Source organism: Janibacter limosus NBRC 16128 (genome assembly GCF_001570985.1).
Classification (GTDB): Bacteria; Actinomycetota; Actinomycetes; order Actinomycetales; family Dermatophilaceae; genus Janibacter; species Janibacter limosus.
This window is the reverse complement of record NZ_BCSS01000015.1, coordinates 40,636-66,517: the sequence shown is the minus strand read 5'-3', so window position 1 is coordinate 66,517 and position 25,882 is coordinate 40,636. Positions and strand designations below refer to the sequence as shown.

The 25,882-nt window shown below is 69.2% G+C and carries 28 protein-coding genes; 26 read left to right on the top strand and 2 right to left on the bottom strand.

Annotated elements, in window-relative coordinates:
- Positions 1-135 precede the first annotated feature (135 nt).
- From rho to JLI01S_RS07635, 5 genes are all read left to right on the top strand, one after another.
- Positions 136-2,172, top strand: a complete 2,037-nt coding sequence (gene rho / locus JLI01S_RS07655) for a transcription termination factor Rho (protein ID WP_068262559.1) — start codon at positions 136-138, stop codon at positions 2,170-2,172.
- A gap of 121 nt (positions 2,173-2,293) precedes the next feature.
- Complete coding sequence (locus JLI01S_RS07650) at positions 2,294-2,668, top strand: response regulator transcription factor (protein WP_068262555.1); 375 nt, start codon at positions 2,294-2,296, stop codon at positions 2,666-2,668.
- A gap of 4 nt (positions 2,669-2,672) precedes the next feature.
- Positions 2,673-3,764, top strand: coding sequence for a HEAT repeat domain-containing protein (locus tag JLI01S_RS07645; protein ID WP_068262552.1), 1,092 nt, complete (start codon positions 2,673-2,675; stop codon positions 3,762-3,764).
- Positions 3,764-5,221, top strand: coding sequence for a glycosyltransferase family 2 protein (locus tag JLI01S_RS07640; RefSeq protein ID WP_068262550.1), 1,458 nt, complete (start codon positions 3,764-3,766; stop codon positions 5,219-5,221). The genes JLI01S_RS07645 and JLI01S_RS07640 overlap by 1 nt, the downstream gene beginning before the upstream one ends.
- Positions 5,218-7,182, top strand: coding sequence for an ATP-binding protein (locus JLI01S_RS07635; RefSeq protein ID WP_068262547.1), 1,965 nt, complete (start codon positions 5,218-5,220; stop codon positions 7,180-7,182). The genes JLI01S_RS07640 and JLI01S_RS07635 overlap by 4 nt, the downstream gene beginning before the upstream one ends.
- A 138-nt stretch (positions 7,183-7,320) precedes the next feature.
- On the opposite strand, the gene JLI01S_RS07630 is transcribed toward JLI01S_RS07635, so the two are convergent.
- Positions 7,321-7,890: a GNAT family N-acetyltransferase gene (locus tag JLI01S_RS07630; RefSeq protein WP_068262543.1), complete on the bottom strand. Its 570-nt coding sequence runs from the start codon at positions 7,888-7,890 to the stop codon at positions 7,321-7,323.
- 193 nt (positions 7,891-8,083) lie between these two features.
- On the opposite strand from JLI01S_RS07630, the gene rpmE reads away from it, so the two are divergent.
- The 19 genes from rpmE to JLI01S_RS16615 all read left to right on the top strand — a co-directional run bounded on the left by rpmE (position 8,084) and on the right by JLI01S_RS16615 (position 23,516).
- Positions 8,084-8,302 carry a 50S ribosomal protein L31 gene (gene rpmE, locus JLI01S_RS07625; RefSeq protein ID WP_068262540.1) on the top strand — a complete coding sequence of 73 codons (219 nt, stop codon included), beginning with the start codon at positions 8,084-8,086 and terminating at the stop codon, positions 8,300-8,302.
- Between the two features lie 104 nt (positions 8,303-8,406).
- Positions 8,407-9,492 carry a peptide chain release factor 1 gene (prfA, locus tag JLI01S_RS07620; RefSeq protein WP_068262537.1) on the top strand — a complete coding sequence of 362 codons (1,086 nt, stop codon included), beginning with the start codon at positions 8,407-8,409 and terminating at the stop codon, positions 9,490-9,492.
- Entirely contained in the window at positions 9,489-10,364 is an 876-nt protein-coding gene (prmC, locus tag JLI01S_RS07615) for a peptide chain release factor N(5)-glutamine methyltransferase (protein WP_068262534.1), read from the top strand. Before prfA ends, prmC begins: the two co-directional genes overlap by 4 nt.
- Before the next feature lie 253 nt (positions 10,365-10,617).
- Positions 10,618-11,397 (top strand): L-threonylcarbamoyladenylate synthase, encoded by a 780-nt coding sequence (locus JLI01S_RS07610; RefSeq protein ID WP_068262614.1) that lies wholly within the window; start codon positions 10,618-10,620, stop codon positions 11,395-11,397.
- Positions 11,394-12,671, top strand: coding sequence for a serine hydroxymethyltransferase (glyA, locus tag JLI01S_RS07605; protein WP_068262531.1), 1,278 nt, complete (start codon positions 11,394-11,396; stop codon positions 12,669-12,671). Before JLI01S_RS07610 ends, glyA begins: the two co-directional genes overlap by 4 nt.
- Positions 12,672-12,699: 28 nt before the next feature.
- Positions 12,700-13,839 (top strand): glycosyltransferase family 4 protein, encoded by a 1,140-nt coding sequence (locus JLI01S_RS07600; RefSeq protein WP_068262528.1) that lies wholly within the window; start codon positions 12,700-12,702, stop codon positions 13,837-13,839.
- 150 nt (positions 13,840-13,989) lie between these two features.
- Positions 13,990-14,409: a hypothetical protein gene (locus tag JLI01S_RS07595; RefSeq protein WP_068262524.1), complete on the top strand. Its 420-nt coding sequence runs from the start codon at positions 13,990-13,992 to the stop codon at positions 14,407-14,409.
- A gap of 41 nt (positions 14,410-14,450) precedes the next feature.
- On the top strand, positions 14,451-14,786 hold the full coding sequence (locus JLI01S_RS07590; RefSeq protein ID WP_068262521.1) for an AtpZ/AtpI family protein: 336 nt from the start codon (positions 14,451-14,453) through the stop codon (positions 14,784-14,786).
- Positions 14,783-15,580 (top strand): F0F1 ATP synthase subunit A, encoded by a 798-nt coding sequence (gene atpB, locus JLI01S_RS07585; protein WP_068262518.1) that lies wholly within the window; start codon positions 14,783-14,785, stop codon positions 15,578-15,580. The genes JLI01S_RS07590 and atpB overlap by 4 nt, the downstream gene beginning before the upstream one ends.
- Before the next feature lie 100 nt (positions 15,581-15,680).
- Positions 15,681-15,887 carry an ATP synthase F0 subunit C gene (locus JLI01S_RS07580; RefSeq protein WP_218005478.1) on the top strand — a complete coding sequence of 69 codons (207 nt, stop codon included), beginning with the start codon at positions 15,681-15,683 and terminating at the stop codon, positions 15,885-15,887.
- Between the two features lie 50 nt (positions 15,888-15,937).
- Positions 15,938-16,585, top strand: a complete 648-nt coding sequence (locus JLI01S_RS07575) for a F0F1 ATP synthase subunit B (protein ID WP_245634553.1) — start codon at positions 15,938-15,940, stop codon at positions 16,583-16,585.
- Entirely contained in the window at positions 16,585-17,394 is an 810-nt protein-coding gene (locus tag JLI01S_RS07570; RefSeq protein ID WP_068262515.1) for a F0F1 ATP synthase subunit delta, read from the top strand. The genes JLI01S_RS07575 and JLI01S_RS07570 overlap by 1 nt, the downstream gene beginning before the upstream one ends.
- A gap of 71 nt (positions 17,395-17,465) precedes the next feature.
- The gene (atpA, locus tag JLI01S_RS07565; RefSeq protein ID WP_068262511.1) at positions 17,466-19,100 is read left to right on the top strand and encodes a F0F1 ATP synthase subunit alpha; all 1,635 of its coding nucleotides are present in this window, start codon (positions 17,466-17,468) and stop codon (positions 19,098-19,100) included.
- 131 nt (positions 19,101-19,231) lie between these two features.
- A complete protein-coding gene (locus JLI01S_RS07560) occupies positions 19,232-20,134 on the top strand; it encodes a F0F1 ATP synthase subunit gamma (RefSeq protein WP_068262508.1) in 903 nt (300 codons plus the stop codon).
- A 17-nt stretch (positions 20,135-20,151) separates the two neighbouring features.
- Complete coding sequence (gene atpD, locus JLI01S_RS07555; RefSeq protein ID WP_068262505.1) at positions 20,152-21,606, top strand: F0F1 ATP synthase subunit beta; 1,455 nt, start codon at positions 20,152-20,154, stop codon at positions 21,604-21,606.
- A gap of 110 nt (positions 21,607-21,716) precedes the next feature.
- Entirely contained in the window at positions 21,717-22,259 is a 543-nt protein-coding gene (locus JLI01S_RS17365) for an NINE protein (protein ID WP_218005477.1), read from the top strand.
- A complete protein-coding gene (locus JLI01S_RS17360; protein ID WP_068262502.1) occupies positions 22,256-22,735 on the top strand; it encodes a DUF2752 domain-containing protein in 480 nt (159 codons plus the stop codon). Before JLI01S_RS17365 ends, JLI01S_RS17360 begins: the two co-directional genes overlap by 4 nt.
- Before the next feature lie 74 nt (positions 22,736-22,809).
- Entirely contained in the window at positions 22,810-23,076 is a 267-nt protein-coding gene (locus tag JLI01S_RS07540; protein ID WP_068262500.1) for a F0F1 ATP synthase subunit epsilon, read from the top strand.
- Between the two features lie 5 nt (positions 23,077-23,081).
- Positions 23,082-23,516: a DUF2550 family protein gene (locus JLI01S_RS16615; RefSeq protein ID WP_084349274.1), complete on the top strand. Its 435-nt coding sequence runs from the start codon at positions 23,082-23,084 to the stop codon at positions 23,514-23,516.
- A 21-nt stretch (positions 23,517-23,537) separates the two neighbouring features.
- Here JLI01S_RS16615 and JLI01S_RS07530 read toward each other — a convergent pair whose 3' ends face one another.
- Complete coding sequence (locus tag JLI01S_RS07530) at positions 23,538-24,170, bottom strand: cob(I)yrinic acid a,c-diamide adenosyltransferase (protein WP_068262491.1); 633 nt, start codon at positions 24,168-24,170, stop codon at positions 23,538-23,540.
- Between the two features lie 166 nt (positions 24,171-24,336).
- Between JLI01S_RS07530 and JLI01S_RS07525 the strand changes: the two genes are divergently transcribed.
- Both JLI01S_RS07525 and JLI01S_RS07520 read left to right on the top strand, forming a co-directional pair.
- Positions 24,337-24,690: an STAS domain-containing protein gene (locus JLI01S_RS07525; RefSeq protein ID WP_157074862.1), complete on the top strand. Its 354-nt coding sequence runs from the start codon at positions 24,337-24,339 to the stop codon at positions 24,688-24,690.
- Positions 24,691-24,740: 50 nt separating this feature from the next.
- Positions 24,741-25,835 (top strand): DUF418 domain-containing protein, encoded by a 1,095-nt coding sequence (locus JLI01S_RS07520; protein WP_068262485.1) that lies wholly within the window; start codon positions 24,741-24,743, stop codon positions 25,833-25,835.
- The last annotated feature ends 47 nt before the right edge of the window (positions 25,836-25,882 follow it).

Genomic DNA, 25,882 nt, shown 5'->3' with positions numbered 1-25,882 from the left:
GGCTTCCCCCCACGTGAGCGTCTCGCTCGTCACGGGTGCGACGCACGGTCGTGGGGTACTCACCAAAATTCCCGCTCTTGACGGGACTCATCAGGCCTGCCCCTGTGGCAGGCCCTACGAGGGAAAGGGTCCTTCGTGACCGACACCACCACTGGCGACACCGCTGCCACCTCCGAGCAGCCTCGCCGATCCGGCGCACTGAGCGCCATGCGCCTCGCCCAGCTCCAGCAGCTCGCTTCGAGCATGGGGATCACGGGCACGGCCAAGATGCGCAAGAGCGACCTCGTCACCGCCATCCGGGCCAAGCAGTCGGGCGCATCCGCTCCTGCCGCCACGTCGCCGGCCAAGGCTGCGACCAAGGCCCCGGCCGAGAGCGCGCCCGCTGACCAGCCCGCACAGTCTGCCGGTGCGGACAGGTCCGTCCGTGCGGACAAGGCTGCCGACCAGAACGCTGACAAGGGCGCCGAGCGTCCCGCGCGCGCCGAGAGCGATGAGCGCTCCACCGGTCGCGAGCAGTCCCGTCGCGAGCGTGGCGATGACCGCGAGGCTCGCTCCGACGAGCGCAACCAGGGTGGCGGCAATGACCGCAACCAGGGTGGCGAGCGCAACCAGGGTGGTCGCAACAACGACCAGCAGGGTGGCAACCGCAACGACCGCAACCAGGGTGGTCGCAACAACGACCAGCAGGGCGGCAGCCGCAACGACCGCAACCAGGGTGGCGGCAATGACCGCAGCCAGGGTGGCGAGCGCAACCAGGGTGGTCGCAACAACGACCAGCAGGGTGGCAACCGCAATGACCGCAACCAGGGCGGCGGCAACGACCGCAACCAGGGTGGCAACCGCAGCCAGGGTGGCGGCAACGACCAGTACGGCGATGACGAGCGGGGCGGCCGTCGCAGCCGTAACCGCAATCGCAACCGCAACCGTGACAAGCGTCGTGGTGGCGGTCAGCAGTACGACGACACCGAGCAGCAGATCCACGAGGACGACGTGCTCGTGCCCGTGGCCGGCATCCTCGACGTCCTCGACAACTACGCCTTCGTGCGCACCTCCGGCTACCTGCCCGGGTCGACCGATGTCTACGTGCCGCTCAACATGGTCAAGCGCAATGGCCTGCGCAAGGGTGACGCGGTCACCGGTCAGGTCAAGGCCGCCCGCGAGGGCGAGGAGCCGCAGCAGCAGACCATCAACACCAAGGGTCAGCGCGGCAAGTTCAACTCGCTCGCCAAGCTGGAGACCGTCAACGGCATGTCGGCGGAGGACGCCAAGCGTCGCGTGGAGTTCGGCAAGCTGACGCCGCTCTACCCGCAGGACCGGCTGCGTCTCGAGACCGAGTCCAATGTCCTGACCACGCGCATGATCGACCTCGTCGCCCCCATCGGCAAGGGCCAGCGCGGTCTGATCGTCGCTCCGGCCAAGGCCGGCAAGACGATGGTCATGCAGTCCCTCGCCAACGCGATCTCGACCAACAACCCTGAGTGCCACCTCATGGTCGTCCTCGTCGACGAGCGTCCCGAGGAGGTCACCGACATGCAGCGCGCGGTCAAGGGTGAGGTCATCGCCTCCACCTTTGACCGTCCGGCCGAGGACCACACCACGGTCGCCGAGCTGGCCATCGAGCGCGCCAAGCGCCTGGTCGAGATGGGCCACGACGTCGTCGTGCTCCTCGACTCGATCACCAAGCTCGGTCGCGCCTACAACCTCGCCGCCCCGGCGAGCGGGCGCATCCTCTCCGGTGGTGTCGACTCCGCGGCGCTGTACCCGCCGAAGAAGTTCTTCGGTGCGGCCCGCAACATCGAAAATGGTGGCTCGCTCACCATCCTCGCCACCGCGCTCGTCGAGACCGGCTCGCGCATGGACGAGGTGATCTTCGAGGAGTTCAAGGGCACCGGCAACATGGAGCTCAAGCTCGACCGTGGCCTGGCCAACCGTCGGATCTTCCCCGCGGTCGACGTCAACGCCTCCGGTACGCGTCGCGAGGAGATCCTCTTGGCGCCCGAGGAGCTGCGGATCATGTGGAAGCTGCGTCGCGTCCTCGCCGCGCTCGACACCCAGCAGGGTGTGGAGCTGCTGCTGGACCGGCTGCGCAAGACCAAGACGAACTACGAGTTCCTCTCGCAGGTCGCAGCGACCAGCTCGATCAAGCTCGGCGACGAGGACGAGAGCGCCTGACGGCTCTCCTCCCCAGCATGACGAAGGGGGTCGACGTGCACGCCGCACGTCGACCCCCTTCGCCGTGGGCCGACCATCCACATAGGCTGAACCGACGCGGGCGTCGAAACGAAGGAGTGTCATGGGCCAGGGGACTGTCGTGGTCGCGGACGACGACGTGGACATCAGGGACCTCGTGGCCTTCAAGCTCGACAGTGCCGGGTACACGGTCGTGCCCGCCGCCGATGGCGACGAGGCGCTGCGTCTGATCACCGAGCACCGTCCTGACGTGGCGGTCCTCGACGTGATGATGCCGGGGCAGTCCGGGCTCGACGTGCTGCGCAGCATCCGCGCCGACGACCAGCTGGCCCACACACGGGTCATCCTGCTCACTGCTCGAGCCCGCGATGTCGACGTCGACGCCGGCTTCAGCACCGGGGCCGACGACTACCTCACCAAGCCCTTCAGCCCACGTGAGCTGGTCCACCGGGTCGCCGCCCTGATCGGGCGCGGCTGACCACGTGGGAGAGGTCGTCGTCCAGCCCTGGCTCCTGCGCCTGAGCCTGTGGATCATGCTCGCGACCTTCGTCGTGCTCACCGCCACCATCATCGCGGCCCGGGTGACGCGCAGCCGTCGCGAACGGGCGCTCGTCCGCCGTGTCGGACCCCTGCGCGAGGACGTGCTCACCCTCGTCTCGGGCGAGGACGAGGGTGGCTCCGCGACGCGTCTGAGTGAGCTGCGGGGCCAGTCCGTCGCCCTCGTCACCCCCATGCTCGTCGGGTACCTCAGCAAGATCCGGGGGACCCCGGCCCAGCGGGTCGTCGACGTCCTCGTCGCCCACGGCCTCGTGCGTCGTGCCCGAGCGGGCGTCACCTCGTGGTCCGGGACCCGCCGGGCCCGGTCGGTCTGGGCCCTGGGGGTCATGCGCATCCGCGATGCCGCCGCCGATGTCGTCCCACGTCTGCAGGACCGCGATCGCGGCGTCGCAGTGACGAGCGCCAGGTCCCTCGGCATGCTCGGCGACGCCGCCGCCGCGGAGGCGTTGCTCGCCGCCGTCGCTCCCGGCCGACGCGGCCGGGGCGAGCTGCCCGTCTGGGTGGTCGTCGAGGCCCTCGTCGGGCTGGGGCCGCAGGCGGCGGACACGGTCGGTCGTGCGCTCGAGGGCGAGGACGCCTCCACCCGCGCAGTCGCCGCGATGACCATCGGACGTGCTCAGCACCTGTCGCAGACGACCCGCCTGCGAGAGCTCGCCGGGCGCGAGGAGGACCCCACGGTGCTCGCAGCCCTCGCCGAGGCCATCGGCGAGCTCGGTCAGCCGGCGGACACCGTCGTGCTCACCACCCTCACGGAGCGGGACCAGCCACGCTCGGTCCGCCTCGCCGCTGTCCGGGCGCTCGGGGAGCTGGCGGACCCGGGTGCGATCAGCGCGCTGGGAGCTCTGCTCGGCGACACCGATCCCAGGATCGGCGAGCTGGCCGCCGACGTCCTCGTCGCCCTGGGTCCCGCCGGCCTGGCCGAGGTCGAGGGCCACACCGGCGGCGACGCGGCGGCAGCCGCCGACTACGGGCTGGCCATGCACGCGCTTCGCCATCCGGTCGGGGGGAGGGGCTGATGGACGACGTCCTCGAGCCGGTGACGCCAGTCGTCGAGGCGATCTTCGCGGGCATCGCGCTCCCGGTCCTCGTCTACTTCCTCATCATCAACTCCTCCTACCTCGTGCTCGTCGTCGCCGCCGCCCTGGACTTTCGCCGCTCGACCCGGCAGCTCCCCTTCGCGGGGAGGGAGGAGCTCCTCGGCTCCGGCATGGTGCCCGGGGTCAGCGTCGTCACCGCGATGTTCAACGAGGAGGCGGGGATCAAGGTCGCGACGCAGGCGATGCTCGCGCTGCACTACCCACGCCATGAGGTGATCGTCGTCGACGACGGCAGCAGCGACGACGGGTTCGAGGTGCTGCGTGAGGCCTTCGACCTGGTCGAGGTGCCGCGACGGATGCCGCAGGACCTGCAGGTGAGCGAGGCCGCGACCTCCGTCCACGTGCCGCGCAACGGCCGCACCCGGCTCACCGTCGTCCGCAAGGCCAACTCGGGTCGGTCGGACTCGCTCAACGTCGGGGTCAACTTCGCGACCCAGGACCTCGTCGTCTTCGTCGACTCCGACTCGGTGCTCGACCCCGACGCCCTGCTCGCCATCGTGCGGCCCTTCGCCGAGGACCCCGTCCGGGTGGTGGCGGGGGGTGGCGTGATCCGTGCGGTCAACGGCTGCGTCGTGCGCGGTGGACGGGTCACCGAGGTGCGCATGTCGCGCAACTGGTTGGCGCGCATCCAGGTCGTCGAGTACCTGCGAGCCTTCCACCTGGGTCGCGCCGGCTGGTCCCGGCTGAAGTCGCTCATCCTCATCAGTGGTGCCTTCGGCATCTTCCGCAGGGACGTGCTCGTCGAGGTGGGCGGGCTCGACCCGACGAGCATCGGGGAGGACTTCGAGCTCGTGCTGAGGGTGCACAAGCACATGCGTCGCCTGAAGCGTGACTACCGCGTGCAGTTCGTCTCCGAGCCCATCTGCTGGACCGAGGTCCCCGAGACGGCGGGCGTGCTGCGCAAGCAACGACGGCGGTGGCACCGCGGGCTGTGGGAGACCTTGTGGGCCTACCGCTCGATGCTGCTCAACCCTCGCTACGGCTCGATCGGGATGGTCGCCATCCCGTACTACTGGCTCTTCGAGCTCCTCGCGCCGCTGCTCGAGCTCTTCGGTCTCGTGCTCGTCGTCCTCGGCACCCTGCTCGGGGTCGTCGACGTCGGGTACTTCCTGCTCTTCATGGCTGTCGCCTACGGCTACGCGATCCTCGTGACGCTCGCCGCGATGACCGTCGAGGAGCTCAGCTTCCACAAGTACCCACGGTGGCGTGACCTGCTCAGCACGCTGGCGGCCGCCGTGGTCGAAAACATCGGATACCGGCAGGCCACCGCGATCTGGCGCCTCGAGGGATGGTGGCAGAGCCTCACCGGTCGCAAGCAGGAGTGGGGCACGATGACTCGCACCGGGTTCGACACCAGCGAGGAGGAGCGGCCGTGAGCCCCCGCAACACCGTGGCCCACGTGCTCGAGCGGCTCGTCCTCGTGCTGTCCGTGATCATCCTGCTCATGTCGGTCATGTCCGTCGTCTCGATGATCACCGTCCAGCGGGAAGCCCGTCAGACCACCCGCACCATCAGCCCGCTCAACGAGCAGAGCGGTCAGATGCGCATCACGATCGCCAACGCCCAGGGCAGCCTCCGCGCATACCTACTCACGGGGGAGGAGAGCTTCCGCAGGGCCTACGTCGCGTCGCGCTCGCAGTTCGACACGGGCGAGGACGTCCTGCTGACCCGGGCTGCCGATGCAGGGATGGACGAGCGCGCGGTCGACGAGTTCATCGACGCGTCGCAGGAGTGGTTCCGGCTCGCCGACGCGGAGATGGCCTCCAGCGAGGACGCGACCCTGGGCCTCACCGGCCCGGCCTTCCGCGAGGTCGAACGCGAGCACGGCGAGCTGACCGCGGAGATCGCCGACGTCCGTCAGGAGTGGCGCGACCGCTACAACCTCTACATGAACGGCGCGATCGCGCTCATGGGTGTGGCGACCCTCATCGCCATCTTCGTGACCTTCTCGCAGGCGCGACGCGCGCTCGACCGACTGGCGCGCCCGCTCCAGGCACTGCACCGGGTCGTGTCACGGCACGAGCCGGGGACCACGCCGGTCAGGGCCGATGTGCACGACGGGGCAGACGAGGTCATCGCGCTCGCCGATGCCTTCAAGGCGCTCGCTGAGTCCAATGCGTCGATGCAGCGCGATCGTGAGCGCCGTCTCGGCCTCCACCGACTCACCGGGAGCGTGCCCAGCATGCTCACGGCACGTGACGGTGGGTGGGATCGGGCCTGCGAGGTCGTCGGGCAGGGACTGCAGGCCGACGCGACATCGGTCTACCGGCTCGCCGGTGAGGAGTCGGTCGCCCTCATGGGCTCCTGGCACTCGTCGGGCGCGGACTTCCCGGCGCTGCTCCAGGACGTCACGATCCCCGGGGTGGCGCAGATGCTCGTCGACACGCCCAATCTCAGGGCCAGCAGCGCCGCCGACATCGACGCGACCTTCCCCGAGGCCCTGGCGCGCGTGGCCGAGGAGCAGTCCCTGCAGGGATGGGCGCTGCACCCGCTGTGCTTCGGTGACGAGGCGGTCGGGGTGCTGTCCGTCGCCACGCTGCAGCCGCACCAGTGGGACGAGGGCGAGCTGCAGGCCATGGAGCGGGTGGCGGAATATGCCGCTCACACGCTCGTCGAGCACCGCTATGTCACCTCCCTCGAGGATCTCGACCGGCAGAAGTCCGACTTCACGGCGACGACGAGCCACGAGCTGCGGACCCCGCTCACCTCCATCGCCGGGTACCTCGAGCTGCTCACCGACGGCGACTTCGGTGACCTCGAGCCCGCCCAGACGCGGGCGCTGGACGTCGTCGCCCGCAATGTCGACCGGCTGCGCTCGCTCATCGATGACCTGCTGCTGCTCAACCGGCTCGACAGCGGCCAGGCGGACACCGCCCGTACCCGCCACGACGTGCGCAGCGGTCCGGTCCGGGTCGTCGAGCAGCTCACCCCGATCGCCGGCAGCGCACAGGTGCAGCTCGAGCTGGAGCAGGACGACCAACCGATCCACGTGTGGGGCGACGCCCAGCAGATCGAGCGGGCCGTCGGCAACCTGGCGAGCAATGCCGTGAAGTTCACCCCCGCAGGCGGCAGCGTCCGGCTGACGACCACCCGGGTGGGCGACGAGGTGCGTATCACCTGCACCGACACGGGCATGGGGATCCCCGCACAGGACCGGGAGCGTCTCTTCACCCGGTTCTTCCGGGCGTCCAACGCGCAGGCGGAGCACGTGCCCGGGACCGGGCTGGGTCTGGTCATCGTGCTCACGATCGCCGAGGCGCACGGCGGGCACGTCGAGCTGGAGAGCGCCGAGGGGGAGGGCACCACGGTGACGCTCACCCTGCCGGCCTGCGACTGACACGTGTCCCCCTTCGTCATGGGCGGGGGAGTCAGGTGGTCACTTCGTGCTCTGTACTCGCGGCGGGTATGCCGCACGACGCGCCCACCTGACTCGGGCGTCTGACGCGAGACCGCCCAGGCGAAGGGGGAGGAGCCCTCAGTCCTCGTCGGGCTCGACCGCGCGCTCCAGCCGCAACCGCATCTCGGGGAAGGTCGAGGCGACGAAGCCGAAGTTGTCGTAGATGTCGCGTCCGGCCTCGGTGGCATTGAGGGTGATGACCTCGACATCGGTCTCCTGCTCGAACCACCCGAGCAGCGACTCCAGGACGGCGTGGGTGAAGCCGAGTCGACGGTGCCGGGGGAAGGTCGCGATGTTGGTCACGAGGCCGCCACCACGGGCGCGGGTCGGCGAGGGCATCAGGTCGAGGACCTGGCCGATCGCGCACGAGACGACCGTGCCGTTGGCTTCGGCGACGACGACGTGGACGCGCTCGTCGGCGAGGTGCAGCTGCAGCCAGCGGGAGGCTTCCTGCTGCCAGCCGATGTCGGAGATCGCCTCGGCCGAGGTGCCCATCGCCTCGAACATCAGCGCCCGCAGCGCGATGATCGTCGCGGTGTCACCGGCCACGGCCGGGCGGATGACCGAGCCCTCGACGGGGCCGGGCGTGGGTTCCCTGCCGTGGTCGCGAGGGGTCCGGCGGGGCAGGCGGCGGGGACGTGGTGCCATGTCCCCATCCTGCCGCACGGGCGGGCCTCGGCCGCAGGGGAACAACCGCCCCCGATCGCGTGTTTGGACCCCTGTGCCACGTCTGGCACAATCCATAGGCGGTCCGGTTCACGGCATGCGGCACAGATACCGCGGTTGTCGGCCCACAGGGGCACAACGCCGACCCGGACGACTCAGACCCAAGGAGCACCACGTGAAGAAGGACATCCACCCCACGTACGAGACGACCACCGTCACGTGCACCTGCGGCAGCACCTTCACCACCCGCAGCACCAAGCCGGGCCAGCAGATCAAGGCTGAGGTGTGCAGCCAGTGCCACCCGTTCTACACGGGCAAGCAGAAGATCATGGACACCGGTGGTCGCGTGGCCCGCTTCCAGAAGCGCTACGCCAAGAAGTCCGAGAGCAACTAGTTCTCCCGATGCGCCGGTCAGCCCCTCGAGGGTTGACCGGCGCATCTGTGTTTTCTCCCGCAGCTCCGCTCCCAGCCTGACCCGCCCCACCTCCGGAGGTCCCCGTGCTCGATTCCGTCGAGACCCTGCTCGCCGAGCACGCACAGCTGGAGGCCTCGCTCGCCGACCCGACCGTCATCGGCGACCCGGACCGGCTGCGCGCCATCAACCGTCGCTACTCCGAACTGACCCCGGTGGTCACGGCGCAGCGCGAGCTCGACGAGGCGAGTGGTGACCTGCAGGCGGCCCGCGAGCTGGCCGCCGAGGACGCCGCCTTCGCCGCGGAGGTGCCGGAGCTGGAGGCCGCCGTGAGCGACCTCGAGGCCCGGATCCTGCGCCTGCTCATCCCGCGCGATCCCGACGACGACCTCGACGTGATCCTCGAGATCAAGGCGGGCGAAGGGGGCGAGGAGTCGGCTCTCTTCGCCGGTGACCTGCTGCGCATGTACCTGCGTCACGCCGAGAAGCGCGGGTGGAAGACCCGGCTGCTCGACTCCACCGAGTCCGACCTGGGCGGCTACAAGGACGTGCGTGTGGCCGTCTCTGCCAAGGGCAGTGTCGAGCCGGGCTCCGCGCCGTGGGCCCGCCTGAAGTACGAGGGAGGCGTCCACCGCGTCCAGCGCGTGCCGGTGACCGAGAGCCAGGGCCGCATCCACACCTCCGCCGCGGGCGTGTGGGTCATGCCTGATGTCGAGGACACCACCGAGGTCGTGCTCGACCCCAACGACCTCAAGATCGACGTCTACCGCTCCTCGGGCCCGGGCGGCCAGTCGGTCAACACCACCGACTCCGCGGTGCGCATCACCCACCTGCCGACGGGCACGGTCGTCTCCTGCCAGAACGAGAAGTCCCAGCTGCAGAACAAGGAGTCGGCGATGCGCGTGCTGCGCGCCCGGCTGCACCAGATGGCGATGGACGAGGCAGCAGCCGAGGCCAAGGAGGCGCGCGCCTCCCAGGTGCGCACCGTCGACCGCTCCGAGCGGATCCGCACCTACAACTACCCGGAGAACCGGATCAGCGACCACCGCACCGGCTACAAGGCCAACCGGCTGGACGCCGTCCTCGACGGTGACCTCGACGCCGTCGTCGACTCCGCGGTGCACGCCGACGAGGAGGCCCGGCTCGCGGCTCTCGCGGGAGACGAGGCGTGACCTCCCTTCGCTCGCAGGTGGATGCGGCCACCGCCACGCTGGACGAAGGGGGGATCCCCACCCCTCGCATCGATGCCCTCCTCCTCGCAGCCCATGCACTGCGGTGCGACCGTGGTGAGGTGGAGCGCCGGATGATCCTGGGAGGCGAGCTCGACGCCGGCTTCACCGAGCGCTATGCGGCGCTCGTGCAGGAGCGCGCCACCCGGGTGCCGCTGCAGCACCTGACCGGCACCGCTCCCTTCCGCCGACTGGAGCTGCACGTCGGGCCGGGCGTCTTCGTCCCGCGCCCGGAGACCGAGCAGGCGGTCGACCACGTGCTCACCGCGCTCGAGGGCGTCGATGCGCCACGCGTCGTGGACCTGTGCACCGGCTCCGGGGCACTCGCGCTCGCGGTCGCCGACGAGGCCCCGGCCGCTGACGTGACCGCCGTCGAGGTCAGTGACCTCGCGCTCGCCTGGGCCGCGCGCAACATCGAGACCACCGGCCTGCCCGTCACCCTCGTGGCCGCGGACGCGACGGCTGACCCGGCGACGGTCGCGGAGCTCGCCGACCTCGTCGGGCTCGTCGACGTCGTCGTGAGCAACCCGCCCTATGTCCCGGTCGGGATGGTGCCGCTCGAGCCCGAGGTGGCCGAGCACGACCCGGACCTGGCGCTCTACGGCGGCAGCGTGGACGGCCTGCGCATCCCGCTCGCTGTCGCCTCCGCGGCGGCCCGGCTGCTGCGCCCCGGCGGCAGGCTCGTCATGGAGCATGCCGACAGTCAGGGCCAGACCCTGCCCCGGGCCCTCGCCGCCACCGGTGACTGGACCGAGGTCGCCGACCACGCAGACCTCACCGGACGGGCTCGGACCACGACGGCCACCCGGGCCTGAGCGCACGACGACGAGGGGGCCCGGCCGAGTCGGCCGGGCCCCCTCCATCGGTGTGATCGTCCTCAGAGGATGAACATGAGCAGGGCGATGATCAGCAGGACACCGACGATCGTCCAAATGAGGCTGGAACCACGCATGACTTCCTCCTTGGTGCAGGTGATGACTGGTCCGTCCCCACCCTTCTACCCCGCAGGAGGGTGCGCATGCATGGTCACCCATGAGCCGCGCCGGCCCGCGACATATGGTGGACGCCATGAGCCCTGTCGTCGATGCGACCACTGAAGACCGTGCGGAGAGCATCGCTGCCACCGTCGACGCCGTCCGGCGCGGGGAGGTCGTCGTCATCCCCACCGACACCGTCTACGGGATCGGGGCCGATGCCTTCGACGCGTCGGCCGTCGCCCAGGTGCTGGCCGCCAAGGGCAGGGGCCGCGACATGCCGCCGCCCGTCCTCGTCCCGGACGTGCGCACCGTCGACGGGCTGGCCCGCGCCGTGCCCGACTGGGCCCGACGGCTCATCGAGGAGCTGTGGCCCGGTCCGCTGACACTCGTCCTGCTGGCCCAGCCCTCCCTGCACTGGGACCTCGGCGAGACCGCCGGCACCGTCGCACTGCGCATGCCCGACGACCAGGTCGCGCTCGAGGTGCTGCGCGAGACCGGCCCGATGGCCGTCACGAGCGCCAACCGCACCGGGGAGCCCGCCGCGACGACGATCACCGACGCGGCCGTCCAGCTCGGACCTGCCGTCACCGTCTACCTCGACGGGGGAGCGCGCACCTCCCAGGAGCCCTCCACGATCATCGACTGCACGGGGGAGACCCCGGTCGTCCTGCGCGAGGGGGCGATCGGGCGCGACCGCCTGGAGGAGATCCTCGGCGCCGGCTTCGACGAGCCCGAGGGCCAACGCACGACGCAGGAGGAGACGACCACCGCTGCCGGCGACGACGAGCAGTGGCAGGATCTCCCTTCGAGCAGTGACACCCCGGACGACCCGTCCACCGACCCCACCCCCGACACGGAGGACCCGCGATGACCGACGACACCTTCTACGGCTCTGACTTCGGCGCCCTGAGCGCCTTCGACCCGGAGATCGCGGGTGTGCTCACCAGCGAGCTCGACCGCATCCGCGGCGGCCTGCAGCTCATCGCGAGCGAAAACATCTCCTCGCCGGAGGTCCTGACCCCGCTCGGCTCGACCCTGAGCAACAAGTACGCCGAGGGGTACCCGGGCCGCCGCTACTACGGCGGCTGCTCCGAGGTCGACAAGGCCGAGATCCTGGCGATCGATCGGGCCAAGAGCCTCCTGGGCGCCGAGCACGCCAATGTCCAGGCCCACTCCGGCGCGAGCGCCAACCAGGCCGTCTACGGCGCCTTCCTCACGCCCGGCGAAAAGATCCTGGCGATGTCCCTGCCGCACGGCGGGCACCTGACCCACGGCACCAAGGTCTCCTTCTCCGGCAAGTGGTTCGACGCCGTCCACTACGGCGTCCACCCCGAGACCGAGGACGTCGACTACGACGAGATGGAGCGCCTGGCCAAGGAGCACCGCCCCAAGGTCATCTGCTCCGGCGGGTCGGCCATCCCGCGCCTGATCGACTTCGAGCGCATCCGGGCCATCTGCGACGAGGTCGGCGCGATCATGTGGGTCGACGCGGCGCACTTCATCGGCCTCGTCGCCGGCAAGGCGATCCCGAGCCCGGTCCCGTATGCGGACGTCGTCACCTTCACCACGCACAAGGTGCTGCGTGGCCCCCGCTCCGGTGCCCTCGTGTGCAAGGAGGAGCACGCCAAGGCCCTGGACAAGGCGATCTTCCCGATGATGCAGGGCGGTCCGCAGATGCACACCATCGCGGCCAAGGCGGTCAACTTCAAGGAGTGCGCGACCCCCGAGTACCAGCAGTACGCCCAGGACGTCATCGCCAACGCCAAGGTGCTGGCCGAGGAGCTGCTCCAGCGGGGGATCCGCCCCACGACCGGCGGTACCGACACCCACCTGGCGCTCCTGGACCTCCAGGGCGTCGGCGTCACCGGCGTCGACGCGGAGGCCCGCTGCGACGCGGCCGGCATCACGCTCAACAAGAACGCCATCCCCAACGACCCGCAGAAGCCCTCGATCGCCTCGGGCATCCGCGTGGGCACGCCGTGCGTCACGACCCAGGGCATGGGCACCGACGAGATGGTCACGATCGCCGAGCTCATCCACACGGCCGTGACGACGGGCGACGCCGACCCGGAGCACGAGGTCTCCCGCGAGGTGCGCGCTCAGGTGAGCGACCTGGTCACCCGCTTCCCCGCCTACCCCCGCTGATCCTGCAGGGACCCGGGGGAGACGCGCGATGAGGGAGTACGTCTTCGTCTTCCTCGTCGCGCTCGTGACGACCTATCTGCTCGTACCGCTGGTGCGGACCGTGGCGATCCGGGTCGGCGCCTTCACCGAGGTCCGCGAGCGGGATGTGCACGTCGTGCCCATCCCACGGCTCGGCGGTGTGGCCATGTTCCTCGGCTACGCCGCCGCCACGCTCGCCGCGTGGCGGATGCCCTTCCTCCGGCAGGTCTTCGAGTCGGGGGAGCTCATCGGGATCCTCATCGGGGCGGGTGTCGTCTGCCTCGTCGGAGCGATCGACGACATCCGCGAGCTCGATGCCCTGACCAAGCTCGGCGGTCAGCTCGTCGCGGCGGCCGTCATCGCCTTCGCCGGTGTGCAGTTCTTCTCGCTGCCGCTGGGTGTCGTCACCGTGCTGCCGGCACCCCTGCTCGTCCTGATGACGATCTTCATCGTCGTGCTGTGCATCAACGCGGTGAACTTCATCGACGGCCTCGACGGCCTCGCCGCGGGACTCGTGACCATCGCCGCCGTGGCCTTCTTCATCTACAGCTACGCCATCTCGGCGAGCTATGCGCCGCCCAACGTCTTCTCGTCCTCGACCTTCGTCTCCGCGGCGCTCGCCGGCTCCTGCCTGGGCTTCCTGCCGCACAATGTCTTCCCGGCGAAGCTCTTCATGGGCGACTCCGGGGCGCTCACCCTCGGTCTGCTGCTCGCGGCAGCAGCGATCCTCAATGTCGGGCAGATCAACCCCGCGCAGGTCAGCACCAACCAGCTCGCGGCAACGATCCTGCCGCTGCTCATCCCGATCTCGATCATGTTGTTGCCGCTGCTCGACGTCATGTGGGCGGTGGTGCGGCGCACTGCCCGAGGCCAGCGTCCCTGGCAGGCCGACAGCCAGCACCTGCACCACAGGATGCTCCGGATCGGCCACGGCCACCGTCGCGCGGTGCTCCTGCTCTGGTTGTGGGGTGGCGTGGCCGCGCTGGGCTCGGTGAGCTTCGTCGTCGTGCCGTCGTCCGCCTGGGCGGGCATCGGGGTGGTGCTCATGTTGGCGCTCGCGGCGGCACTGACGGCATGGCTGCCGAGGTTTTCCGCACCGGGGCACCGGCCCAAGAAGTACGACACCCAGGGCCAGCGCATCGACGGCTGAGGGGTCTCGAGGCTCCTTCGTCGCACCTCGACCAGCGTGGGGTGAGCGGATTGGTGGCGCTCCCGGCGCTTGTGTAAACTTTCACAAGCGCCCCGGACCGCCAGGTCCGACCCGTAGAGCACCTCGTGCTCCCGTCCCCGAAGTGAGCCGATGTCGACGACCTCCCGCCGCAGCCCCGTGCAGGGCATGCGCCGAGGCGTCCTCGTTGCCGGACTCGTCGGGACCGCGCTCCTGACCATCGGCGGGGCCGTGACGGCGGGGGAGGACGGAGCGCTCAGCGCGCTGGCCGGTTCCCTCTTGGCGTTCTTCGTCGTCGTCACCGGACTGGTCGCGATCTCACTCATCGTGGCTGGTGATGTGGGCACGTCGATGGCCGGTGCCGGAGTCGTCTACCTCGGCCAGCTGATCATTCTCTTCGCCGCCGTCGCAGTGCTGCGAGAGATGCCGTGGCTCGACGGACGCACCGCAGCGCTGTCGGCCATCGTCTCGACGGTCGTCCTGCAGGCCGGTGTCGTCGCGGGCTATGTCCGCGGACGTCACCTGATCCACCCGTCCGGGGCCAGCGCATGAGCGCGCTCGCTCGACGGCACCCGGGGGATGGTCCCCGCCTGGTGACCAAGGCGCTCCCGAGCGCACAAGAGTCCGCGGCCCACGCTGCGCGCTACCAGCCGGACCCCACGGCCCCTCATCCCGCTGCGGCGTCGGATGCGATGGCGGCCACGGTCCTCGCACACCTGATCACCGGACCGATCCTCTACGGAGCCATCGGCTGGCTGCTCGACCGTTGGCTGGGGACATCCGTCCTCGTCGTGGTCGGGATCGTCGGCGGCATGGCTCTGTCGCTGTACGTGATCTGGCTCCGGTACGGTACGTCCCAGGCACCCCCCACCGACCGCGCCACAGCGTCGACGCTCGGTGCCCAGCCACACAACGAGGAGAACCAGTGATCCTGACTGCGCCCGCGCTGCCTGCCGCCGGTGGAGGCGAGTTCCAATCACCCGGCCCAGAGATCTTCTGGCAGCCGCTCTTCGAGGTCGGCGGCATCGTCGTCACCAACCAGATGGCCTGGGCGGCGATCGTCACGGGGATCGTCTGTGTCGTCCTGGTGGCACTCAGCCGCAAGGCGGCCGTCCTTCCGAGCAAGGGCCAGTGGCTCCTCGAGGGCTTCTACAACTTCCCGCGCAACAGCGTGGCCCGGGACATGATCGGCACCAAGGAGTTCCGCCGCTTCGTGCCGCTCATCGTGACGCTCTTCACGATGGTCCTCTTCTACAACCTGATGGGGATCTTCCCCCTCGCGATGAACCCGGTGACCGGCAAGGTCGCCTTCCCGATCGCCCTGACGCTCGTCGTCTACGTGGTCTACCACTGGGTCGGCTTCCAGAAGATGGGCTTCATCGGCTACTTCAAGCACATGGTCCCCGAGGGACTGCCCACGTGGATCGTGCCCGTGGTCTTCCTGCTCGAGCTGGTCACGTACTTCGTCACCCGCCCGCTGACGCTCGCCCTGCGACTCTTCGGCAACATGTTCGCCGGCCACATGGTCATCTACCTCTTCGTCTCGGCCGGCGCCTACTTCCTGCTCGACGGTGGAGTCGTCCTGAAGCTCCTGTCGCTGCCGACCTTCCTGATGGCTGGTGTCATGGTCCTCTTCGAGGCCCTGGTCCAGTTCCTCCAGGCCTTCGTCTTCGTCCTGCTCACCTCCAGCTACATCGCAGGCGCACTGGCCGACGACCACTGAGTCGGCCCCACCCACCCACAACTGCATAGCTCGACAACCCAGCACTTCCCCGCGGGACAGACCCCGCGGAGGATCACAAGAACACGAAAGAGGAATCATCGTGGAAATCACCGGCAACCTCTCCCTCATCGGGTACGGCCTGTCCGCCATCGGCCCGGCCATCGCCGTCGGCCTGATCTTCGCCGCCTACATCAACGGTGTCGCCCGCCAGCCCGAGGCCCGCGGCCTCCTGCAGCCGATCGCCATCCTCGGCTTCGCCCTCGCCGAGGCCCTCGCCATCTTCGGTCTGGTGCTCTTCTTCCTCTGAGCCTGCCGGCAACGGCCATCCGTCATCGGCACCAGTAACTAGGAGTACCCGTGCACATCACCGCAACCGCCTCGTCGGTCGTGGGTCTCGCCGCGGCCGACGGGGAGAGCATGCCGCTCATCCCGCACATCCCGGAGCTCGTCTTCGGGCTCGTCATGTTCGCGATCCTCTACTTCGTTGTCGCGAAGTACGTGGCCCCGAACCTCGAGAAGGCCTACACCGAGCGCCACGCCGCGATCGAGGGTGGCATCGCCCAGGCTGAAAACGCCCAGGCCGAGGCCGAGGCCGCCAAGGCCCAGTACGAGTCGCAGCTGGCCGAGGCTCGTGCCGAGGCCGCAAAGATCCGCGAGGACGCACGCGCCGAGGGCGCTGCCATCGTTGCGGAGATGCGCGGGCAGGCTCAGGACGAGTCCAACCGCATCACCGAGTCCGCTCACAAGCAGATCGAGGCCGAGCGCCAGCAGGCGTCCGTCTCGCTGCGCGGTGAGGTCGGTCGTCTGTCGACCGACCTGGCCGGCCGCATCGTCGGCCACGAGCTGCAGGACTCCTCGAGCCGCCAGGGTCTGATCGACCGGTTCCTGGCCGAGCTCGAGTCGGGTCAGGTCCAGCCGGAAAAGGTCGGTGCCGCCGCTTCGGCAGCCGCGACCTCGCCCGAGCAGGGTCAGCTCGACCTCGGCGACGCAGGTCGTGACGCCTGATGCGAGGTTCTTCCCGAGCTGCCGTGATCGAGGGACGTACGTCCTTCGAGTCGGCGCTGATGTCCGGTGACCCGGCCGTCGTGGCGGACGAGCTCTTCGCCGTGACCGGGCTGCTCGACGACAACGCGACCCTGCGTCGCGGCGTCGCCGACCCCTCGCGAGAGGGCAAGGACAAGTCCGAGCTGATCACCCGGCTGCTCCAGGGCAAGGTCTCCAACGAGTCCGTGGGCATCGCCTCGGTCCTCGTGGCCCAGCGCTGGGCGCAGGAGCGCGACCTCACCGACACCCTCGAGCGGTTCGCCGTCGAGGCCTCCCTCAAGGGGGCCGAGAACAGCGGAGCGATCGATCAGGTCGAGGACGAGCTCTTCCGCTTCGAGCGCCTCGTGGCCGGCAACCCCGAGCTGCGTGACGCCCTGGGCAACCGCCTCGGGGACAACGTCGGCAAGGCGGACCTGGTCAGCACCCTCCTCGAGGGCAAGACGCGACCGGAGACGCTGCGCCTGGCCCGCCAGGCGGTGCTCGCCCCTCGGGGTCGACGGTTCGACCGGACGATCGAGGCCTTCCTCGACATCGCCGCCGAGCGTCGTCAGCAGCTGACCGCCGTCGTGACCACAGCGGTCGACCTCACGCAGGAGCAGCGCACCCGCCTCTCGGGCGCCCTGCAGAAGATCTACAGCAAGCCCGTCCTGCTGCAGGTCATCCACGACGAGGACGTCATCGGCGGGATCCGGGTCCAGATCGGCGACGAGGTCGTCGACGGGACCATCCTGCGACGTCTCGACGAGGCGAAGCGCCACCTGGCCAGCTGAGCCCCGCTCAGACACCCCATGCAGACCACATATTCGGCCCGTAGTGCGGCCGGCAACGAGGAGAAGACAACATGACGGAGCTTTCGATCCGTCCGGAGGAGATCCGGGACGCCCTGGACGGCTACGTGCAGTCCTACAACCCCGGCGCGGCCTCCCGCGAAGAGGTCGGCCGCGTCACCGACGCCGGTGACGGCATCGCCCACGTCGAGGGACTCCCTTCGGCCATGACCAACGAGCTGCTCGAGTTCGAGGACGGCACCCTCGGCCTCGCGCTCAACCTCGACGTCCACGAGATCGGTGTCGTCGTGCTCGGCGACTTCTCCAAGATCGAGGAGGGGCAGGAGGTCAAGCGCACCGGCGAGGTCCTCTCGGTCCCGGTCGGTGACAACTTCCTCGGCCGCGTCGTCAACCCGCTCGGTCAGCCGATCGACGGCCTCGGCGACATCGAGTCCGCCGAGCGCCGCGCGCTCGAGCTCCAGGCCCCCAGCGTCGTCGACCGCAAGTCGGTCCACGAGCCCCTGCAGACCGGTCTGAAGTCGGTCGACGCCATGACCCCGATCGGCCGTGGCCAGCGTCAGCTGATCATCGGTGACCGCCAGACCGGCAAGACCACGGTCGCGGTCGACACGATCATCAACCAGAAGCAGTTCTGGGAGACCGGCGACCCGCAGAAGCAGGTGCGGTGCATCTACGTCGCCATCGGCCAGAAGGGTTCCACGATCGCGTCCGTCAAGGGCACGCTCGAGGAGGCCGGCGCCATGGAGTACACGACGATCGTCGCGGCCCCCGCGTCCGACGCCGCCGGCTTCAAGTACCTCGCCCCCTTCACCGGTTCGGCCATCGGCCAGCACTGGATGTACCAGGGCAAGCACGTCCTCATCGTCTTCGATGACCTGAGCAAGCAGGCCGAGGCCTACCGCTCGATGTCGCTGCTGCTGCGTCGTCCGCCGGGCCGCGAGGCCTACCCGGGTGACGTCTTCTACCTGCACTCACGCATGCTCGAGCGGTGCGCCAAGCTCTCCGACGAGCTCGGTGCCGGCTCCATGACGGGTCTGCCGATCATCGAGACCAAGGCCGGTGACGTCTCCGCGTACATCCCGACCAACGTCATCTCGATCACCGACGGTCAGATCTACCTGCAGGCCGACCTCTTCAACTCCGATGTCCGTCCGGCCATCGACGTGGGTGTCTCCGTCTCCCGTGTCGGTTCCGCCGCGCAGACCAAGGCGATGAAGTCGGTCTCCGGTCGACTCAAGCTGGATCTCGCGCAGTACCGCTCGCTCGAGGCCTTCGCCATGTTCGCCTCGGACCTGGACCCCGCGTCCAAGCAGCAGCTGGCCCGAGGCGCGCGTCTCGTCGAGATCCTCAAGCAGAAGCAGGCCGACCCCTACCCCGTCCCGGAGCAGGTCGTCACGATCTGGGCCGGCACGACGGGTGAGCTCGACCCGATCGCGGTCGAGGACATCAAGCGGTTCGAGGCCGAGTTCCTCGACCACCTGCGTCGCAACAAGCAGGACCTGTTGGACGGCATCCAGGAGACCGGCAAGTTCGAGGACTCCACGATCGCGGCGCTCGAGACCGAGATCGCCTCCTTCCGCGACGCCTTCGTCCCGACCAACCAGGACGATGTCCCGGTCGGCAACGAGGAGACCGGCGAGGACGCCCAGGAGTCCGAGCAGGTCCAGATCGTCAAGCAGAAGCGCTGATCCACCACCGGTGGGGCGTCGGCGACGACGCCCCACCGGGGAGCAGCACCGCAGCATCCGACCAGGCGGAGGCACCGGCCCAGCGCCGATGACCACCAGCCGACCACGACCCACCAGAGAGGCGGCAGCACATGGGAGCACAGATCCGTGTGTACCGACAGCGCATCCGGTCCGTCACTGCGACCAAGAAGATCACGCGCGCCATGGAGCTCATGGCGGCCTCGCGGGTCGTCAAGGCCCAGCAGGCAGTGCGTGAGTCCACGCCGTACGCCCGTGCGTTGACCCGCGCGGCCTCGGCCGTTGCCACGTACTCGGACGAGGACCACCCGCTGACCACCGAGCCCGAGAATGTCAAGCGCGCTGCGCTCGTCGTCGTCGCGGCCGACCGTGGTCTGGCCGGCGGTTACAACTCGAATGTCCTCAAGGAGGGGGAGCGGGTCTCCGCTGCCCTCCAGGCCGAGGGCAAGGAGGTCGTGCCCTACCTCGTCGGTCGCCGCGCGGTCTCCTTCTACTCCTTCCGCAAGCGTGAGTTCGCGGCGGAGTGGACCGGCAGCTCCGAGAAGCCGAGCTTCGAGAATGCCCGCGAGATCGGCGAGCGGCTGGTCGCGGACTTCATCAAGCCCACGGAGGAGGGCGGCGTGGACGAGGTCCACATCGTCTCCACCCGCTTCGTCTCGATGGTCAACCAGGAGGCCGAGGTCATCCGCCTGCTGCCCCTGGAGGTCGTCGAGGGCGTCGAGGCGCCAGAGGACGAGAGCGAGCTGTACCCGCTCTACGAGTTCGAGCCCAACCCCGAAGAGCTGCTGGACACGCTGCTGCCGCGCTATGTCAACGCCCGCATCTTCAACGCCCTGCTGTCGGCGGCGGCCTCTGAGCTCGCAGCGCGTCAGCGCGCCATGAAGTCGGCGACGGACAACGCCGAGGAGCTCATCAAGAAGTACACCCGGCTGGCCAACCAGGCCCGCCAGGCCGAGATCACCCAGGAAATCTCCGAGATCGTCGGTGGCGCCAGCGCCCTCGCCGATGCCAAGTGAGAAGGTAGAGAGAACAGATGACTGCCACCGTCACCGAAGACACCACCACCACAGCAGGCGGGGTCGGACGCATCTCCCGCGTCATCGGCCCGGTCGTCGACGTCGAGTTCGGCGTCGACACCATGCCCGAGCAGTACAACCTGCTCACCACCGAGGTCACCCTGGACGGGGTCGCCCGCAATCTGAACCTCGAGGTCGCCCAGCACATCGGCGACAACATGGTCCGCGCGATCTCCCTGCAGCCCACCGACGGCCTCGTCCGCGGTGCGGCGGTCCAGGACACCGGCGGCCCGATCAGCGTGCCCGTCGGTGATGTCACCCTCGGCAAGGTCTTCAACGCGACCGGCGACTGCCTCAACCTCGAGGAGGGCCAGACCCTCGAGGTCACCGAGCGTTGGGGCATCCACCGTCAGGCGCCGCCCTTCGACCAGCTCGAGTCGAAGACCGCCATGTTCGAGACCGGCATCAAGGTCATCGATCTCCTGACGCCCTACGTCATGGGTGGCAAGATCGGCCTCTTCGGTGGTGCCGGTGTCGGCAAGACCGTGCTCATCCAGGAGATGATCGCGCGTGTCGCCCGCAACCACGGTGGTGTCTCCGTCTTCGCCGGTGTCGGCGAGCGCACCCGTGAGGGCAACGACCTCATGGTCGAGATGGAAGAGGCCGGAGTCCTTGGCCAGACCGCCTTGGTGTTCGGCCAGATGGACGAGCCGCCGGGCACGCGTCTGCGCGTGGCCCTGTCCGCTCTGACCATGGCGGAGTACTTCCGCGATGTGCAGGGCCAGGACGTGCTGCTCTTCATCGACAACATCTTCCGCTTCACGCAGGCCGGTTCCGAGGTCTCCACGCTGCTGGGCCGCATGCCCTCCGCAGTGGGCTACCAGCCGACCCTCGCCGACGAGATGGGCACCCTGCAGGAGCGCATCACCTCGACGCGTGGCCACTCGATCACCTCGATGCAGGCCATCTACGTCCCCGCCGACGACTACACCGACCCGGCTCCGGCGACGACCTTCGCCCACCTCGACGCGACGACCGAGCTCAACCGTGAGATCGCGTCCATGGGTATCTACCCGGCCGTGGACCCGCTCACCTCGACGAGCCGGATCCTCGACCGTCGGTACATCGCGGAGGACCACTACACCACCGCGGTGCGCGTCAAGCAGATCCTTCAGAAGAACAAGGAGCTGCAGGACATCATCGCGATCCTCGGTATCGACGAGCTGTCCGAAGAGGACAAGATCCTCGTCAACCGCGCCCGTCGCATCCAGCGCTTCCTGTCGCAGAACACCTACGTCGCCAAGCAGTTCACCGGCATCGAGGGTTCGACCGTGTCCTTGGCGGACACCATCGAGGCGTTCACCAAGATCTGCGACGGCGAGTACGACCACGTCGCCGAGCAGGCCTTCTACATGTGCGGTGGCCTCGACGACGTCGAGCGCCAGTGGGCGGAGATCCAGAAGAACCTCTGACCTCACGTTCAGTGCACGGCTGCGGCCGCTCCCTTCGTTGCGAAGGGGGCGGCCGCAGCCGTTGTCGGACGGCATTGGGGGAGCGAGCCATGCGCCTCTACACTGGCGCCATGACGAATTCTGGCGAGCAGTACAACCAGCCCGGGTCCACCCCGCCGCCCCCTCCCGGGCAGCCGCAGGGCGCTCCGCAGCAGGGCCAGCAGGGCGGTTACCCGCAGGGCGGGCACCAGCAGGCCCCCCAGGGCGGCTACCAGCAGGCTCCCCAGGCCCCGCAGGTCCAGGCTCCCGCCAGCGGCAAGTACCAGCTCAACGTCATGGGTCAGGAGTACGGCCCCTACGGTGTCGCCGAGCTCGCTGGGATGGCGGTCAACGGCCAGCTCAAGGGTGACACCCCGGTGCGTGGTGAGGGCCAGTCCAACTGGTACCCCGCATCGCAGGTCCCCGGCCTCTTCTCCAGCCGCGAGTGGATGACCACCCTGCTGCTGTCGATCTTCGTCGGCCAGTTCGGTGTCGACCGCTTCTACCTCGGCCAGACCGGCTTGGGCGTCCTGAAGCTCATCACCTGTGGCGGTATGGGCATCTGGACCATCATCGATGTCATCTTCGTCGTCATGCGCAAGATGGTCGACGTCGACGGGCGTCCGCTGCGGTGACCGCCCCGTCAGCGCCTCCGGCACAGCGCCGGGTCCACCTCACCCGCGGCTTGAGCATCGGCCAGCGGGCCGTCGTGCCGGTCCTCGCGTTGATCAGCCTTGTCGGGCTGATCATCGCTCGGGTGTGGCCGGTGCAGTCCGTGGTCTCGGGCGATGCGACCTGCATCATGCGCATCCTCACCGGACTGCCCTGTCCGGGGTGCGGGATGACGCGCTCGTGGGTCCACATGGCGCACGGGGACGTGCTGACGGCCTTCGAGTACAACGTCTTCGGGCCGCTTGCCATGGCTGCTGCGGCCGGACTGGTCATCTACACGGTCGTGGCCCTCGTGCGCCGACGACCGACTGAACGCCTCTTCGACCAGCTCAACCCGAAGTTCCTCATGGTCGCCATGGGCCTGTGGTTGGGCTACTCCGTCGTGCGGATGGTCAGCATCGGGATCGGCCAGGACTATTTCGCGCTCGTCGTCGCCTGAGGCGCGCGCAGACACACCGGAGCGGCGGGATACGATGACTGCCTGCCGCCATATCGAGACGAAGGACCCCGTCAGTGAGCTCCCTCAATGTTGAACTCGTCGCCGCCGACCGCAAGGTCTGGTCTGGTGAGGCCACGATGGTTCGTGCCCGCAGCACCGAGGGCGAGATCGGAATCCTGCCCGGCCACACCCCGATGCTCGGTGTCCTGATCGAGGGCGACGTCGTCATCCACTCCCCGGAGGGTGACCAGACCGCGACCATCGACGGCGGGTTCTTGTCGGTCGATCACGACAACGTGACGATCGTCGCCGAGACCGTCCAGGCCCTGGCCAAGGGCTGACTCGCATGTCGACCCTGCAAGTGGTGGAGGTAATCCTCCTTGCAGGGTGTCTTGTCATCGGGCTCTGGCTGGTCCTGCTGTGGTTGCGCCGCCGTGCGCTCGCTGCCCACGGGCCTGTGAGTCCCTGTGCCGTCCGCCTTCCCGGGTCGCCTCGCTGGCGGCTCGGGTTGCTGCGTCTGAGCTCCGGTCAGCTCGACTGGTTCAGTGTCAGCGGAATGACGACGAGCCCGACGATGTCGTGGACCCGAGAGGGCCTGGACATCTCCACACCGTCGTCCGAGACGGTCTCCATACCGGGACTGCTCTCGGCGGTGTCCCTGACGCTCTCCGACGAGTCCGCCGGTGACCTGGCCGACCTCGCCCTCGAGCCGAAGATCTACCCCGCGGTCCGTTCCTGGCTGGAGTCGGCACCTCCCGGCCGTGGGGTCAACGTCACCTGATCGCCCTTCGCCCGCATCACCTCAGCGGCGTGCGGGCTTCTGCGGCTTGTCCTCGCGGCCGCCGCCCGGCTGCCAGAGCACGTCGCCGCCCACCGAGAGGTTGGCGACCCGGGCGAGGATGAAGAGCAGGTCGGAGAGCCGGTTGAGGTAGGTGGTCGTCAGCGGGTTGACGCCACCGACACCCCGCTCGTCCGCGACCTCGGTCCCGTAGTCCTCCCGAGCAGCCCACGCCGAGCGCTCCGCACGGCGCACCACGGTGGTCGCGTGGTGCAGGTGGGCGGAGCCGGCAGAGCCGCCGGGCAGGATGAAGGAGCGCAGCGTGTCCACCCGGGTGAGGTACTCGTCGCAGTCCGCCTCGAGCTCGTCGATCCACTCCTGCTTGACCCGCAGCGGCGGGTACTCAGGGTTGGCGAGAAGGGGGGTGCACAGGTCCGCGCCCACGTCGAAGAGGTCGTTCTGCACCCGTGTCAGGGTGACGGCGACGTCCTCGTCCAGGTCGCCCGCGGCGATGGCCACCCCGATGACCGCATTGGCCTCGTTGGTGTCGGCGTAGGCCTGCAGGCGGGAGTCGGTCTTGGACGTCCGGCTGAAGTCCCCGAGAGCGGTCGTGCCCTCGTCGCCGGTGCGCGTGTAGATCTTCGTGAGGTTGACCATGGGCCCATCGTGTCAGAGCGCGGGATGACCCCCCGGTGGCTGGTCCATGACCCGGTGCTGGTAATGGCGTGATCACATCGTGATTGCCGAGTACGTGCGAGCGGCAGTCACGCACGTCACACTGGATGCCATCGGACACAGCATCAGGGGAAGGCAGGTGACCGTCATGAGCGCGATGACAGCGCTGACGCCGGTGGGTGGCTCAGGGACCACCCGAGTGCGAGTGCACGTGCCCTTCGACCTGCGGCACAGCGCAGATCTCCGGCAGGGCTTCGTCACCGCGATCCGCGAGGGCCATGAGCTCCTCGTCGACATCTCGGACTCGACCGTCGTCGACCAGCTCGGCTTCGCGACGCTCGTGGGGGCGCATGCCCGGGCGGCCCGTGCGGGTCGCAGACTGCGTTTCACCGGGGCCGACGAGCGCACCACCCGCCTGCTGCGGCGTGCCGGGCTCATCCGTCTGCTCGAGGACGCGCCCACGACGAGCGTCGTGCGTCGCCGCGCCCACCTGGCGGTCTGAGTCACGCCCCTCGCCCTAGACTCCGGCCGAGGACGAGGACCGGAGGCGACATGACGCAGCAGAGCGAGGCAGTAGGCCATGCGGGCACCGAGCGAGCCCGCATCACTGCCTACCCGTGGGACACCGGACGTGATCCCGCGGTCGACCTGCTGCGGGGAGTGGCCGTCGTCTGCATGATCATCGCGCATGTACGGGTGTGGGCCCCGACCGATGCCGTCCCGGTGAAGCTCACCCTCCTCATGGTCAACAACGTCGCCTCGCCGCTCTTCGCCCTCGTCATGGGCGTCTCCGCCGGCATCGTGCTCACCAGGCGGCGCCACCGGGCGGCCGGCGCCACCTTCGTCGTGCGCAATGTGGTCCGCGGCCTGATCCTCATCGCCCTCGGTGTGCTGCTGCAGCAGCTCGGGACCTTCGTCGCGATCGTCCTGATGTCTCTCGGCGCGACGCTCGTGGTCGCCTCGCCGCTGGCGCTGCTGCCCGTGCCGATCCTGGCCGTGACCACCGTCGCCACCTTCGCCATCGGGCCCTGGGTCAACGCTGCCGCGCGTGCCGGTCTCGACCCGGCTCGTGTGTACGGCACCGCATGGGTCGATCAGGTGCTCCAGTGGCTCGTGCTGTCCACCCACTACCGGGTGGTGAGCCTGCTCCCCTTCGTCCTGGCAGGTGTGCTGCTCGCCCGGTACCGGCTCACCGTCCGCACGGCCCTGACCAGCATCGGCGTCGGAGTGCTCGCCGGTGCGGCAGTCATCGTCCTGCGCCTGCTCGGACACGGCCACGGGGTCAGCGAGATCGTCTCGGGAGGCGTGCCCGACGCCCTCCTCGACGTCGCGCTCGCAGGCACAGCGCTCGGCGTCATCGTGCTGCTCGCGCGGTGGGCGCCCATGGCACCCGCCGTCACGGTGCTGATGCCCGTGCGTGCGGTGGGTGCCATGGCGCTCACCGCGTATGTGTTGCACGTCTGCCTCATCGCCTTGGCTCAGCGCTCGGTGCTCGTCGAGGACCCGAGGGCCCCCTACGAGCACTGGCTGCTCTATGGCGGTGGGATCCTCGTCATCACCGTGCTGGCCTGCTGGGCGTGGTGGCGGCTGCTTGGCAAGGGACCCATCGAAAGGGCCATGGGGCTGGTCACCGATCGGATCGGGTGAACGGCCACGCGGAGTGTGGCCGTATTCACCGCGGACAGGCCTGTGGC